At 46.8% G+C, this 13,954-nt stretch carries 13 protein-coding genes and 2 riboswitches; of the genes, 7 read left to right on the forward strand and 6 right to left on the reverse strand.

From position 1 onward, the window contains the following. Nucleotides 1-52: 52 nt before the first annotated feature. The 5 genes from NGM44_RS09230 (at nucleotide 53) to NGM44_RS09250 (ending at nucleotide 4,881) form a co-directional block, all read left to right on the forward strand. Complete coding sequence (locus NGM44_RS09230; protein WP_253223373.1) at nucleotides 53-1,336, forward strand: FAD-dependent monooxygenase; 1,284 nt, start codon at nucleotides 53-55, stop codon at nucleotides 1,334-1,336. A gap of 72 nt (nucleotides 1,337-1,408) precedes the next feature. Further along, the gene (locus NGM44_RS09235) at nucleotides 1,409-1,786 is read left to right on the forward strand and encodes a CidA/LrgA family protein (RefSeq protein WP_253223374.1); all 378 of its coding nucleotides are present in this window, start codon (nucleotides 1,409-1,411) and stop codon (nucleotides 1,784-1,786) included. Continuing rightward, the gene (locus NGM44_RS09240; RefSeq protein ID WP_253223375.1) at nucleotides 1,786-2,511 is read left to right on the forward strand and encodes an LrgB family protein; all 726 of its coding nucleotides are present in this window, start codon (nucleotides 1,786-1,788) and stop codon (nucleotides 2,509-2,511) included. The genes NGM44_RS09235 and NGM44_RS09240 overlap by 1 nt, the downstream gene beginning before the upstream one ends. Before the next feature lie 54 nt (nucleotides 2,512-2,565). Then, on the forward strand, nucleotides 2,566-3,264 hold the full coding sequence (locus tag NGM44_RS09245; protein WP_253223376.1) for an aspartate/glutamate racemase family protein: 699 nt from the start codon (nucleotides 2,566-2,568) through the stop codon (nucleotides 3,262-3,264). A gap of 24 nt (nucleotides 3,265-3,288) precedes the next feature. Next, nucleotides 3,289-4,881, forward strand: a complete 1,593-nt coding sequence (locus NGM44_RS09250) for a Na/Pi cotransporter family protein (RefSeq protein ID WP_253223377.1) — start codon at nucleotides 3,289-3,291, stop codon at nucleotides 4,879-4,881. A 128-nt stretch (nucleotides 4,882-5,009) separates the two neighbouring features. Here the strand turns inward: NGM44_RS09250 and NGM44_RS09255 are convergent, their stop codons facing one another. Further along, entirely contained in the window at nucleotides 5,010-5,717 is a 708-nt protein-coding gene (locus NGM44_RS09255) for a TerD family protein (RefSeq protein WP_253223378.1), read from the reverse strand. A gap of 329 nt (nucleotides 5,718-6,046) precedes the next feature. Here NGM44_RS09255 and NGM44_RS09260 point away from each other — a divergent pair, with 329 nt between their 5' ends. Next, a complete protein-coding gene (locus NGM44_RS09260) occupies nucleotides 6,047-6,928 on the forward strand; it encodes a DUF4377 domain-containing protein (protein ID WP_253223379.1) in 882 nt (293 codons plus the stop codon). Nucleotides 6,929-7,079: 151 nt separating this feature from the next. Here the strand turns inward: NGM44_RS09260 and ruvC are convergent, their stop codons facing one another. Continuing rightward, entirely contained in the window at nucleotides 7,080-7,670 is a 591-nt protein-coding gene (gene ruvC / locus NGM44_RS09265) for a crossover junction endodeoxyribonuclease RuvC (RefSeq protein ID WP_253223380.1), read from the reverse strand. Between the two features lie 116 nt (nucleotides 7,671-7,786). Between ruvC and NGM44_RS09270 the strand changes: the two genes are divergently transcribed. Next, the gene (locus tag NGM44_RS09270; RefSeq protein WP_253223381.1) at nucleotides 7,787-8,398 is read left to right on the forward strand and encodes an FxsA family protein; all 612 of its coding nucleotides are present in this window, start codon (nucleotides 7,787-7,789) and stop codon (nucleotides 8,396-8,398) included. A 131-nt stretch (nucleotides 8,399-8,529) separates the two neighbouring features. Here NGM44_RS09270 and gcvP read toward each other — a convergent pair whose 3' ends face one another. From gcvP to gcvT, 4 genes are all read right to left on the reverse strand, one after another. Next, a complete protein-coding gene (gcvP, locus tag NGM44_RS09275; protein ID WP_253223382.1) occupies nucleotides 8,530-11,385 on the reverse strand; it encodes an aminomethyl-transferring glycine dehydrogenase in 2,856 nt (951 codons plus the stop codon). A 17-nt stretch (nucleotides 11,386-11,402) separates the two neighbouring features. Beyond that, nucleotides 11,403-11,870 carry a hypothetical protein gene (locus NGM44_RS09280; RefSeq protein WP_253223383.1) on the reverse strand — a complete coding sequence of 156 codons (468 nt, stop codon included), beginning with the start codon at nucleotides 11,868-11,870 and terminating at the stop codon, nucleotides 11,403-11,405. A gap of 61 nt (nucleotides 11,871-11,931) precedes the next feature. After that, nucleotides 11,932-12,312, reverse strand: a complete 381-nt coding sequence (gcvH, locus tag NGM44_RS09285) for a glycine cleavage system protein GcvH (RefSeq protein ID WP_253223384.1) — start codon at nucleotides 12,310-12,312, stop codon at nucleotides 11,932-11,934. A gap of 51 nt (nucleotides 12,313-12,363) precedes the next feature. Continuing rightward, nucleotides 12,364-13,467: a glycine cleavage system aminomethyltransferase GcvT gene (gene gcvT / locus NGM44_RS09290; RefSeq protein ID WP_253223385.1), complete on the reverse strand. Its 1,104-nt coding sequence runs from the start codon at nucleotides 13,465-13,467 to the stop codon at nucleotides 12,364-12,366. A gap of 132 nt (nucleotides 13,468-13,599) precedes the next feature. After that, nucleotides 13,600-13,730: riboswitch (glycine riboswitch) on the reverse strand. Nucleotides 13,731-13,747: 17 nt separating this feature from the next. Then, nucleotides 13,748-13,876, reverse strand: a riboswitch (glycine riboswitch). Nucleotides 13,877-13,954: the final 78 nt, after the last annotated feature.

Here is a 13,954-nt window from a genome sequence, read left to right on the forward strand (position 1 = left end):
TATCATTAAACTTTATCATTAAATTTCGCATTCATATTTTGGAATTACGACCATGACCACCGACACACAGCATAATAAGACCACAAGCACGCATCAGCCCATCATCATTGTCGGTGGTGGCAATGTCGGTTTGTCATTTGCGCTTTTATTGGCACATCATCAGATTGACTGCGTGCTGCTTGAGCATTTTCGCTATCCGACCATAGAAGTCGATGATGATCGTGAGCGTACGCAGTATTTGGACAGCCGCAATACCGCTTTGTCGCGCCGCACGGTGCAAATTTATCAAGAGATTGGCTTGTGGGATCGCTTACAAAGCTATGCCTGCCGTATCGATCGCGTGCTGATCAGTGAAGTGGGCAGTTTTGGCAAGGCAAGCCTAGAAAAAGACGCTGAAGGCGTGGAAAGCTTTGGGCAGGTGATGGAGAACGCCCATCTTGGCAGACAACTATTGCTTGCTGTCAAGGACAGTCCATACATCACGCTGTATGATGGCGCAAGTGTGACGGACATTGCCCAAGATGAGCAGTCGGCAAGCGTGACGGTGCAGTTTGACACAGGTGAAAGCCGTGTTTTGATATCGACACTTGTGGTGGCGTGCGACGGTCAGCATTCTAGCGTGCGTAAGCTGCTTGGTATCGATGTCGATACGCATGACTATGGTCAAGTGGGCATCGTTGGCGTGGTGCAGACCGATGAGCCGCATCGACACAGTGCGATTGAGCGATTCAGCACGGCAGGGCCATTGGCGGTGCTGCCACTGACTGATGGCAGGGGTGATGGCGGTACGGACAGCACCCAAGGCTATCGCCGCTCTGTGGTATTTATCTGTAAAAAAGGCGAAGAAAATCAATATCTTAATAATGATGACAAATATCTACAAACCCTGCAGCAAGTCTTTGGCACGGCAGCAGGGCGATTTGTCGCTACAGGCAAACGCGGTGCATATCCGCTGACTAAGGTGCTGGCGCATCGTCAGGTCTCAGGGCGATTTGTCATCATGGGTAATGCTGCGCACACCTTGCATCCTGTGGCGGGACAAGGGTTTAATCTGTGTCTGCGCGATGCTTATGCGATGGCAAATCTGCTTGCCAAAGCGCGAGCCGATGATGGTGATGCGGTGGATTTTGGGCGTTATGATCGCTTGGCAGCGTACGAACAATCACGCCTAAAAGACCAAAAACGCGTGATCAAATTCTGCGATACCGTCGTCGGTAGCTTCTGCCACCCCAATCCTGTGATGAAATTTGCGCGTAATGTTGGTCTTGTGTGTTTTGATAAAATCCCTGGGATTAAGCCATTGGTAGCGACTTATGCGATGGGTTTAAAATCATAAATTGGCATTGAGCGGTTTGTATAATTATTTTAATAAAATTATTAGCATAATGAAAAATAACAAGGATAACGAATGATATTAAAGGCATTTTTGGTGATTTTTGGCTGTTTGTTCATTGGCCAAGTGGTGATTGCACTGACTGATTTGCCATTACCGCCAAGTATCATTGGGCTTGTGGTGTTGTTTATCGCGCTACAAACGGGCGTGGTGCAATTGGCAACGGTCGAAAAGCTTGCCAAAGTGCTGATGGATTATTTAGTTTTACTTGTTATTCCTGCTTGTATTTCGATCATGCAGTATCTTGACATCATCCGTGATGACTTGTGGGTGCTAATTGTCGCGGTCTCATTGAGCACTGTATTGGTGCTGATCAGCACGGCAGGGTCTTATACTTGGCTGCGAAAACTACAAAAGTCGCACCAGCAAAAACGCACTAAGGCAGGTGCGTGATGGCGATGGTCGATCAGTATCTTGCTCTAAGTCATGAGCTGCTGCGCAGTCCGTTTTTGTTATTGATGCTGCTGATTGGCGTGTTTGAATTGTCAGTATGGCTGCGCAATCGCACTGGTCAGCCACTGATTAATCCGACGCTGGTCACGACAGTGGTGGTAATCGGTGTGCTGATGCTGTTTGATATTGACTGGGCGAGTTTTGAAAAAGCAAGCAACTACATCACTTTTTGGCTACAGCCTGTGGTGGTTTGCCTTGCTGTGCCTTTATATATCCAATGGCAAAAAATCAAAGCGCAGTGGCTGCCTGTCATCGTCTCGCAGATCATTGGCAGTGCGGTGGGGATTGTCACAGGAGTGGGCTTGGTGCGTGTGCTTGGCGGTAGTGATCAGAGCGCGGTTGCGACAGCTGCCAAATCGGTCACCATGCCGATTGCTATCGAAGTGACGACGGTGCTTGGCGGTGTGGTTGGCATTGCGGCAGCGACGGTCTTGATCGCAGGCGTGGTCGGGCAGGTGATGGGCGTGTGGATTTTGCACCGCTTTGGGCTTAAGCTGCCCATGGGAATGGGGCTGTCATTGGGCAGTGCATCACACGCTTTAGGCACGGTGCGATCGATGCAGCTGGGTGCTCGCTATGTGGCGTATGCAACCTTGGGGCTGATTTTAAATGGCGTACTGACGGCGTTTTTGGCACCTGTGCTGGTGCCGCGGCTTATTCCTTAGGATAATCAATTAAACTTATCGTTCAAATTAGTGAGCATTAAGGCAATTAAAAACATGAAAACGCTTGGCATCATTGGCGGTATGTCGCCAGCATCGACAGTGCTTTATTATCAAACTATCAATCAGCTTGTCAATCAGGCCTGTGGTGGCAATACATCAGCACCGCTATTGATAGACAGTGTGAATTTTGAAGTCATTGCACAGCGGCAACGACAGGGCGACTGGCAAGGCATGGGGCAGATATTGGCAAATAGTGCCAAAAAGCTATGTGATGCCGGAGCGGATGGGATTTTGCTTGCGACCAACACCATGCACAAGGTGGCAGGTGACATCATCTCGGTGATTGATGTGCCTTTTATTCATATCATTGATGCGACCGCAGATGCCATCCATCAGCAGGGCATCAGTCAGGTGGCACTGCTTGGCACGGCATTTACCATGAGTGAGCCATTTTATCGGGATAAGATGGCAAAGCAGGGCATTGACTGCCTTGTTCCAACAGAACAGGAACAGGTGCTGATTCATCAGATTATCTTTGATGAGCTGACACTGGGTGTAGTGAATGAGTCCTCCAAGCAAGCCTATCTACATATCATTGAGCGCCTCATCCAAGCAGGTGCCAAAGGGGTCGTGCTGGGCTGTACAGAAATCGGGCTACTGATTTCCCAAGCGGATGTCTGTGTACCTGTGTTTGATACAGCCAATATTCATGCGATGGCGGCGGCGAAGTTTATTTTAGATGACAAAAATTAAGACTAGCAATTAAAAAGGGTTAGCGTGCAACAGATTATCATTCAGTTGGCAGGTGGCATCGGTATGTTCCTGCTTGGCATGAGCCTGATGACCGACAGCCTAAAGGCGATGGCGGGCGAAAGCTTGCGGCAGTGGCTTGGGCGATTTACAGGTTCGCCATTTAAGGCGATGATGTCAGGCATCGGCTTTACGCTGGTTGTGCAGTCATCGACGGCGACGACGCTTGCGACCATTGGCTTTGTCAGTGCAGGGGTACTAAGCTTCACCCAAGCCATCGGCGTGATCATCGGCGCTAATATCGGCACGACTAGCACAGGCTGGATGGTGGCGCTGCTTGGGCTGAAATTCTCAGTATCGATGGTTGCCTTGCCGATGGTCGGTGTCGGCGCGATGATGAAATTGCTTGGCAAAAATACTGTCGCGCTGCTAGGGCTTGCTTTGGCAGGTTTTGGCTTGTTGTTTATCGGCATTGATTTTCTACAAAGTGCGATGGCAGGCTTTGCTGAGCAAGTGGATTTGGCGCGTTGGTCGAATGATGATGTCTTGACGCGGCTGATTTTGGTGCTGATTGGCATTGTGATGACCATTTTGCTGCAGTCATCGAGTGCGGCGATTACCGCGACTTTGGCGGCATTGGCAGGCGGGGCGATTGATATGCCACAAGCCTTGACACTGGTCATTGGGCAAAATATCGGCACGGTGGCAACTGCGATACTTGCTGCCATCGGCGCAACGGTGAGCGCGAAGCGTACCGCGGCGGTGCATGTGGTGTTCAATGTCGTGACGGCGGTGGTGGCGTTTTTTGTGCTGATGCCGCTGCTGTTGTGGCAAGTGCGTACAGGGTGGTTACAAGATTGGGACAATGTCTTGGTGATTGCCTTATTTCACACAGCGTTTAGTATCATGGGTGCGATGATTTTTATGCCGTTTACGCGTCAGTTTCAATGGGTGCTTGAGCGCATGATTCCTGAGCGCATAGATGGCGCACACACGCATTATCTGGACGAAAGCTTGTTTTCTGTACCAGCAGTCGCCATCAGCGCTGCCAAATCTGCACTGAATCAAACTGTTGCAGCAACACTCAGCCAACTGGTGAAAGCTTGCCGCGGCGAGATGTCGGGTACTGCTATTGATGTCGCGCAGCTGGATGATTGTTTACAAAAAGTGGATGAATATCTGAATAAAATGCCTGTGTCGCAGTCGCAAGCCGATCAAGAAAAACTCATGCGCTTATTACAGCTCATCGTCTATATCCGTGTGATTCGTGAAGATCTGATACACGCTGAATTCATTGATGTTTTGCATGGTTATGCCGATGCATCATTGATGCGTGAAGTGACGGCGAAGTTTGAGCAGTTGGCAGAATATTTGGCACAAGAGCATGAATATCTGCCGAGTGAATTTGTGGCAAGTTTTGTACAGTTTGGCGACTCGATGAAAGCACAAAAAACCGATGTACGCCTTGCGATCATTGAGTATTCAGCACATACACAGACACACGCGGCAGATGCACTCAATCTGATTGTGGCACGCCGCTGGTTGGACCGCTTGGTTAAGCATACAGCCAAAATGCTTTTGGTGCTTGAATCTCCAAAGGTAAAACATGAGATGATTTAATTAAATAATATACTTGATACCATCTGAATAAAAAACAGCAATGACCATCATTCATCATTGCTGTTTTTATTATTTAATTTTAAAATTTCAATGTTTAAAAATTAATAATAATGTCAAATTATTAAACATTATGAACTGACATCTGCTGCCCAACGCTGCTGATGGCTTTTTAGCCAATCTTTAACCACAGTAGCTAAATTGCCACTATTTTTGGATTGATAGCCATCAAGTGCAGCCAATGGCGCAGACAGGCGAAAATCACCACCATCACGCGTCAGCTGCCATGCGATGATGGCGCATGTTTTTTTGTCCAGTTGTGATAATTCGATGCGATGGGCGATGTTGTATTCATTGTCGCGAAAAGTGGCAATGCCTTTATTAGCAAGGCGTAGCGGCTGATTGTGATAACTTGCCATGACAAATACAAGCTGATGGCACTGCTCATCAAGCTCATTAGGACGAATCCAAATCTCTTCTTGACTGATCAGACTGTCTTCAAAGCACTGCGCACCGATCAGGGCATCACCTTTATGGCGAATCGACGCGCTATCATTACGCAGATTACCATACCAAATCTGCTCTAGCAGCTGATGCTGACGGTCAAACACCAAGCAGTACAGATCAATATCCATCGACACAGGCGCGCTACTACCAAGTGGTAATTTACCAAGCAGCGCATCCAAACCGCGCTTAGGCACTAAAGTCTCATCATAATCGACACACGCGTGCAGGCTGCTGCCTGTCAAGCCTAAGTGATTGAGCTTTTGATCTTCAAAAAACTCAATCAATGGCGCGCTTGGTGCTAGGGTTGTGCTCGTCTGAGTAGAATCGGTCATGGTAAATGCTTAAGTCATCAGAATATAAAAAGCCTATTCTAGCAAACTTATGTATAAATTCCTACCCTAATCGCAACTGTGTAATGAGTGAACGAGTGTATTTGCAATTGTACGACATTCATTAACAAAAACACACATTTACTCGTATAATCAATACAAAGTCGCGGTGCTATTCGGTGGTGATTTTGGGGTGAAAATGCTAAAATAACTACGGTAAAAATTTGATGATTATCATTATCCATCATCAAGATTTGTCAATCCTAAACCCACTAAATATTTATAGTATTTGAAAAGATATTTTAAAAATTTCATAAAATAATGGTACTACTATGAAACTGCTGACTTTTCGCCCCTTGCCCATCACTGTGACGCTCACTGCCATCAGTATTGCTTTTACTGCGGCATTGGCTGGTTGTCAGCAGGTCGGTGAAGCGGTGAATGGTGCGGTCAGCGAAGTGCATCTGCCGCAGAAGACAATTCAGCCTGTGGCGGCGCTGCCTGACCAATCGCACGCGGTTTATGCAGATTATCAAACTTTATCGAAATATCATTGGCGCTTGGTTGATGCGACGATGCAGGGTGCGCCATTGCAAGTTTATCAAGATATTATTAAAAATCAACAAGGGTCTTTGACCTTCAGTAGTGATAATGGCGCGCAGCGTTATGGCTATACTTTTGGCTGTAATAGCGCGGGCGGTGAGTATCAGTTGGAGCTTGGTAAGGTTACTTTTACAGGTGATGCATTCAGCACGCTGATCCACTGTGGCGATCTGACAAATGCCGAAGATCGCTTTGCGCATGATCTGGACGGCAGTTTATTAACGCTAAAAATTGATAAAACCAATTTCACCGCTGAGATGACTCAGTCGAAAGGTGGCTTGGTGATGCATTGGCAGGGCGCGATGAAGCCTGAAGTTCGCTATGGCAAGCCTGTGCAGCTATACTGGGAGATCGCACCCGAGAAGGTGGCTTGTGTCGATGATGCGGGCAATGATCAGCTGTGCTTAAAAGTGCGTAATGTCAATTATGATGAACAAGGCATCAAAACAGGCGCAGGCGCGTGGCGTAATTTCGATGGTCAGATTGATGGTTTTAAATTTGACCCAAACATCCGCCAAATCATCCGTTTGAACGCGTTTAACAATCCAAACGGCGAACCAAATCCTTATTATGTCTTTGATCAGATGGTCGAGAGCGAAGTGATTCGCTGATTGACAAAATCATCGATAAAACAGGGCGATTAAATGATTGCCCTGTTTTTGTATTGGTGGTGAATTATCGTATCTCAACAAAGTACATCACTTGACTACACTAAGTAAATTAACATCATCAGGTTGTTTGCTTTCAATTAACCTTCCCGAATCATCTATTTTTTAAATTTAATAAATCATCATCGGTCAGGCGCCAGCGTCCTTTTTTCTTGGATGTGGCGCGACCGAGTAGGGCGGTGTTACCGATGAGCTTATGCATCGAATGGCTTGAATGTGCGTGGCAAATGGCGCAGGCAAGCCCATCGGCGGCGTCCTGCTGGGGGATTACTTCAAGTGATAAGATGCGGCAGACCATCGCGCTGACCTGATCCTTGTCCGCTGCACCGTAACCGCAGACGGCTTGTTTGATTTGGCGCGCGGTGTATTCTGAGACGGATAAATCAAGCGCGGTCAGTGCGGCGATGGCAGCCCCACGCGCTTGCCCAAGCTTCAATGCTGAATCGGGGTTTTCCGCCATAAATACTTGCTCGATGGCGGCGTGCATGGGCTTGTCGCTGTATTTTTGGTAATGGGTGACGATGCGCGTGATACCTGCGAAAATCTGTGCGATGCGCTCGCTCATCTCGGTGCTGTTTGTGCGGATGGTGCCTGCGTCCAAAAAGGTGATTTTGTCGCCTTCGGTGCTGACGATGCCATAGCCTGTCTTGCGCGAACCGGGGTCGATGCCGATGATTAGGGTCATAATGTTTATATTGCGTAATTAATAAGTATAAAGGGCTTGAAAACTTGCCAATCGCCCAAATAGTTTGTTAGTATAGCGTATTTTTCTATTTTTGCGAATTTTTATAAGGAATTGCTATGGGTGCTTTGGTTGGCATTGCTTTGGTTTGGTTCATCATCGAGATGCTAGTGTGGTATTTGGTTGCCCAAATGCCTGGTATGAGCGGCTGGTATGTGTTCTTTTGGTTCGTGGCAGCGGCATTTATCGGATTGAGCTTTATCCGTAAGGCGGCAGGCACGCTAAACCCAATGGCGCAGCAGATGAAAGCGATGCAAAGTGGCGTCATCCCCAATCCTGCCAATCAACCATCAGAAGGCTTAGTGACTAAGGCAGTGGCGTCAGGCATTGCAGGTGTGTTGTTCTTGTTACCAGGTCTGATCAGCGATGTGGCGGCGGTTGTGCTGCTGTTACCATTTGTGCAGCGCAAACTAGCCACTGCGGCGAAAAACTATGCCATGAAAAATCAAGACAAGCTGATGAAAATGATGGCAAATCAAATGGGCGGTCAAAGTCCATTCGGTGCGATGGGCGGCATGGGTGGCAATCCCTTTGGTGGTATGAATGGCCAAAATCCATTCGGACAAGGCAATCCTTTTGGTAAATCAGGCTTTGGCGGTACGACGGTCGATGGCGATGCCACACCAGTGAATAAAAATGTCAAACGCATCACATCAGCGAATGATGATTGAGCCAGATTGAATGCTAAAAACCAACCAGTCGGTTGGTTTTTTATTTTGTTTGAATTTCAACAAAGTTATTAAGTATATAAAAAATCGCCCACCGATTGATCGATGGGCGATTTGCACTGCTAAATCATGAGTTATTCATAATTATCGATACTTGGGCAAGAACAGATCAAATTCTTGTCGCCATAGACATCATCCACACGACCAACTGATGGCCAGAATTTGTGTGCTTTGATGTAGTCTAGTGGGAAAGCAGCTTCAGTGCGGCTATATGGGCGATCCCATTCACCAGCGATGACTGCTTGGGTGTGCGGTGCGTTCACCAGTGGGTTATTGTCCGCTGTCCAGCCGTCGGTACCTGCTTGTACTTTTAGGGCTTCTTGTTTGATTTGCTTCAATGCTGAGATAAAGCGGTCAAGCTCATCTTTGCTCTCAGATTCGGTCGGCTCAATCATCAAGGTGCCTGCCACAGGGAATGACATGGTCGGCGCGTGGAAACCGTAGTCCATCAGGCGCTTGGCGATGTCAGTCTCGGTGATGCCAGTTTCTGCTTTGAGTGGGCGAATATCGATGATACATTCGTGTGCCACACGGCCATTTTTACCTGTGTATAGCACAGGGTAGTCAGCAGATAGCTGGCTTGCCACATAGTTGGCGTTAAGTAGCGCTTGCTTGGTCGCTGCCAATAGACCATCACGACCCATCATGGTGATGTACATCCATGAGATTGGCAGGATGCTTGCAGAGCCGTACGGTGCTGCTGAGACAGCAGATTGACCTTCGACAGCATTATGCACAGGGGCGACGCTGTGGCTTGCGATGAATGGCGCTAGGTGTTTTTTCAGACCAATCGGACCCATGCCAGGACCGCCACCGCCGTGTGGGATACAGAAGGTTTTGTGTAGGTTCATGTGTAGCACGTCCGCACCGACATCAGCAGGCTGCATGATGGCGACTTGGGCGTTCATGTTAGCGCCGTCCATATAGACTTGACCGCCATGAGTGTGAATCAGATCACAGATATCACGGATGCCTTCTTCAAACACACCATGTGTTGATGGATAAGTAATCATCAAAGCGCCTAGGTTGGCTGAATGCTCTTCACACTTGGCTTTTAGGTCATCAAGATCGACATTACCTTGCTCGTCGGTCGCTACGACGACAACTTTCATACCCATCATCTGAGCAGTAGCAGGGTTGGTACCGTGTGCTGAGCGTGGGATTAGGCAGACATTGCGGTCGGTTTGACCTAGGCTTTCGTGATAGCGGCGAATAGCAAGTAGGCCGGCATATTCACCAGATGCACCAGAGTTTGGCTGCATACTGATTTCATCAAAGCCTGTGATGGCTTTTAGCTGGTCTTGTAGGCTGTCAATCATCTCAATGTAGCCGACCACTTCGTCGCGTGGTGCGAACGGGTGTACATTAGCAAACTCATTCCAAGTGATTGGTAGCATTTCGCTCGTCGCGTTGAGCTTCATGGTGCACGAGCCAAGCGAAATCATTGAGCGGTTCATCGCCAAATCTTTGTCTTCTAGTGATTTTAGATAGCGTAGCATCTGATGCTCAGTGTGGTGGCTGTTGAACACGGGATGGGTCAAAATGTCATCAGTACGCACTTGTGAGCCAAGCACTGATTTGACTTCATCTAGAGTACCAGCGACACCGAAGAACCCACAAAGAGCGTTAAATTCTTCTTCGTCAGTCAATTCGTTAAACGCTACCGAAATGCGAGTGTCGCCATCACGCCATAGGCTATAGCCTGCCGCTTTGGCAGCTTGCATGATGCCATCGGCTGTCGCTTTGTCCGCCACATCCACAAGCACGGTATCAAAGAATGTACCATGTACGACAGCGAATTTGGCTTTGACGGCGTCACTAAACGCCACCGCCAGTGCATGAATGCGAGTGGCAATGCGTTTTAGACCCACTGGGCCATGATAGACAGCGTACATACCAGCTAGGTTGGCAAGTAGTACTTGAGAAGTACAGATGTTTGAGTTGGCTTTTTCACGGCGGATATGCTGTTCACGAGTCTGTAGTGCCATGCGTAGAGCGGTGTTGCCTTGAGCATCGATAGATACACCGATAATACGACCAGGGGCAGAACGCTTATCTTTATCTTTGAATGCAAAATACGCTGCGTGTGGACCGCCAAAGCCCATTGGGATACCAAAACGCTGTGTGCTGCCTAGAGCAATATCAGCACCCATGCTGGCAGGGGATTTAAGCAGGACTAGGCTTAGGATATCACTGGCGACGATGGCATAAGCACCTTTTTCTTTGACAGCTGCGATGATGTCAGTCAAATCAACCACATCGCCTTCACGGCCGACATATTGGAAATAAGCACCGAAATATTCGCCGTTTTTCGCGGTGTCAAAATCACCAACAACCACATCCCATCCGAAGTACTTCGCGCGCGTGCGGATGACATCTAGGGTCTGTGGATAGGTGCGACTATCGACAAAAAATTGGTTTGATTTTGATTTGCTGACACGATTTGCCATCGCCATCGCTTCGGCAGCGGCGGTCGCTTCATCAAGCAGTGATGCACCTGCCAAGTCCATGCCAGTCAAGTCAATACAGACTTGTTGGAAGTTTAGCAAAGCTTCTAGGCGACCTTGGGCGATTTCGGCTTGGTATGGGGTGTAGGCGGTGTACCAGCCTGGATTTTCTAGTACATTGCGCTGGATAACCGCAGGTAGGCGAGTTGGTGCATAGCCTTGACCGATGTAGCTTTTTGAGACGGTGATTTTGTCCGCCATTTTGCGCAATTTGGCTAGGGCATTGTGCTCGCTCATTGCCACTGGCAAATCAAGCTCTTTGCCCAAGCGAACTGCTTTTGGGACGACAGCATCAATAAAGCTGTCCATATCGTCAAAGCCAACAGCTTTTAGTAAGGCTTGTTGTTCGCTTGCATCCTTGCCAAGATGGCGATGGACAAAAGCATTTTCATAAAATAAATCGGAAAAGGTGTTAAATAACATAAGTTATCCTTTTAGGGTTAGTAATCAGAATAGCTTTGTAATAATTTCACTTCATTGGGTGAATTATCCCAAAAAAATTGTATGTCATTTTTGTCAAAAGAACCCATAATGACCATGCCACAATCATCATCTTTTTCAAAAATATCATAATAAACCAAATCGCCATTTGTGTCATAAAATGATGTTTTGGCTTTTTTATCAACTTCAATCCATTCTGTTTTTTGAGATTGGGTTAAAATTAATTTATCATTGAGTTTGCGATAATCTTCAAAACCATGCTCCGTATATTTACGCATACCAATAATTGTAGTGTGGTCTATACCAAACACAACATCAGCAATCAATTTACCGCTTGGGTCATATTCAGAGATTTCATCTTGGATAATGTGTTTGTTATTATCCAAAATTAAAACACGATAACTCATACCATCATTATAATAATGAATTTTTGAGTAATTGTCGTATTCTAAAACTTCTACTTTCATTTAATGTTGCTAAAATTAAAAGTCATGACGTGAATATCAAACTCACGCCATGACTTTTTAATCACAGACTACTTTCGTACTCTTCTGCACTCATTAGGCTGTCATAATCGGCAGGATTGGCAGGCTTAACTTTAAAGAACCATGCTTTGCCGTATGGGTCTTCGTTCGCAAGCTCTGGGCTATCTACCAGCTCTTCGTTGATCTCAACGATTTCACCAGCGATCGGTGCATAGACATCAGATGCGGCTTTGACAGATTCAACGACAGCGATTTCTTGGTCGGCTTCAACAGTGGTGCCAACTTCTGGTAGCTCAACGAATACCACATCGCCAAGCGCATCTTGGGCGTGGTCAGTGATGCCGACAGTGATGGTGCCGTCTGCTTCTAGGCGTAGCCATTCGTGGCTTGCGACATATTTTAGATCAGCTGGGATATTGCTCATGGGTTCTCTCCTGTGAGTGGGGTTTGTATTTTAAAAGGGTTAAATAATGAATTAATTAAACTGCTTTTTACCATTACGGACAAATGGCAATTTCAATACACGGACATCGACTTCTTTGCCACGCATGATGACTTTGGCGGTATCACCAGTGAAGTCACTTGGCACACGAGCGATGGCGATAGATTGTTTTAGACTTGGGCTAAAGACACCGCTTGTGGTGATGCCATTACCTGCATCGGTCACGACTTCCATATGGTCACGCAGTACGCCACCTTTACCAGTCAATAATAGACCAACTTGCTTGACTTTGACGCCATTAGCTTTTAGGGCGACAAGCTTGTCTTTACCGACAAAATCACGGCTTTCATCTTTTAGATCTACCGTCCATGCCATGCCTGCTTCTAGTGGGCTGACATCATCGTCCATATCGTTGCCGTATAGGTTCATACCTGCTTCCATACGCAGGGTGTCACGAGCGCCCAGACCGCATGGCTGTACACCTGCATCTGCTAGCGCTTTAAAAAATTCTCCTGCTTTATCGGCAGGCATGATCACTTCCACGCCATCTTCGCCAGTGTAACCTGTGCGAGCGACGAACCAATCATCACCAAGATCGACGCCAACAAATGGCTTAAGTGCGTTGACTTTTTCCGCCCATTCAGGCTTGACGGTGAGTAGTTTTTCAATCGCTTTTGGGCCTTGAACAGCAAGCATTGCCACATCGTAGCGTGGATTTAGTGTCACGCCAAATTCGCTACCGACTTTGGCAAATTGCGCTAAGTCTTTTTCACGAGTTGCGCCGTTTGAGACGATACGATAAGTGGTTTCATCTTCGCTAGTGCGATAAACGATTAGGTCATCAATCACACCGCCATTGTCGTTTAGCATTGCTGAATACAGTGCTTTACCAACAAAGCCAAGTTTATTGACATCATTGGCGATAAGCTTACGGAAAAATGCTTTGGCATTGTCGCCAGTCACATCAGTCACTAGCATATGCGAGACATCAAACATCCCTGCATCGGTACGCACAGCTTCGTGTTCGACGATTTGTGAGCCATAATTGACAGGCAATTCCCAACCGCCGAAGTCAATCAGCTTGCCATCAAAAGCGACATGAGAATCGTATAAAGGGGTGCGTTGTGGTGCGGTCATGGTAAATTCCTTATTTTCAGAAAAAAGTGCAAACATCGCAATTTGTCTTGCTTTGTATCAAATTAATGTATAGTATCAAATCAATGATAACACGCAATTATGACAAATTTAGGGCAATTACGCCCAACAATCAGCACCCCATCTGTCCTTTGACCTGAGATTTTCAATTACTTTTAGGACAAAAGCAATCTTCTTCCCTTCGGTGGGCAAAGCTTGTGTGTTTGGTACATTGGTACAAGCCGCCACTCTCCAGATTGTGTTGATAAACCATTGAGATTTATCGAGATTTTCAGTCCTTTTACCTGAGCGATTATGGGGAATGTGTCAAGCACAGTTTACGCCTTCGGTGGTGTTTTGCTGTTTTATCCTTCCATTTAAAAACAAAAACACGCTCTCCTGAAAATCAGACCCCCTTATTATGAAAAATAATGCTACAATTTACAAGTAAAATTATCGACTTTTACCAAAAATATTGCTTTTTGTGTAA

This window comes from Moraxella sp. FZFQ2102, from assembly GCF_024137865.1.
In the GTDB taxonomy this organism is placed as follows: domain Bacteria; phylum Pseudomonadota; class Gammaproteobacteria; order Pseudomonadales; family Moraxellaceae; genus Moraxella.

Coding starts and splice junctions, on each gene's coding strand:
- NGM44_RS09255 (WP_253223378.1), bottom strand. CDS start 5,717: ATGACCGATTCTACTCAGACGAGCACAACCCTAGCACCAAGCGCGCCA.
- NGM44_RS09270 (WP_253223381.1), top strand. CDS start 7,787: ATGGGTGCTTTGGTTGGCATTGCTTTGGTTTGGTTCATCATCGAGATG.
- NGM44_RS09235 (WP_253223374.1), top strand. CDS start 1,409: ATGATATTAAAGGCATTTTTGGTGATTTTTGGCTGTTTGTTCATTGGC.
- NGM44_RS09260 (WP_253223379.1), top strand. CDS start 6,047: ATGAAACTGCTGACTTTTCGCCCCTTGCCCATCACTGTGACGCTCACT.
- NGM44_RS09230 (WP_253223373.1), top strand. CDS start 53: ATGACCACCGACACACAGCATAATAAGACCACAAGCACGCATCAGCCC.
- gcvH (WP_253223384.1), bottom strand. CDS start 12,312: ATGAGCAATATCCCAGCTGATCTAAAATATGTCGCAAGCCACGAATGG.
- NGM44_RS09280 (WP_253223383.1), bottom strand. CDS start 11,870: ATGAAAGTAGAAGTTTTAGAATACGACAATTACTCAAAAATTCATTAT.
- gcvT (WP_253223385.1), bottom strand. CDS start 13,467: ATGACCGCACCACAACGCACCCCTTTATACGATTCTCATGTCGCTTTT.
- gcvP (WP_253223382.1), bottom strand. CDS start 11,385: ATGTTATTTAACACCTTTTCCGATTTATTTTATGAAAATGCTTTTGTC.
- NGM44_RS09240 (WP_253223375.1), top strand. CDS start 1,786: ATGGCGATGGTCGATCAGTATCTTGCTCTAAGTCATGAGCTGCTGCGC.
- ruvC (WP_253223380.1), bottom strand. CDS start 7,670: ATGACCCTAATCATCGGCATCGACCCCGGTTCGCGCAAGACAGGCTAT.
- NGM44_RS09245 (WP_253223376.1), top strand. CDS start 2,566: ATGAAAACGCTTGGCATCATTGGCGGTATGTCGCCAGCATCGACAGTG.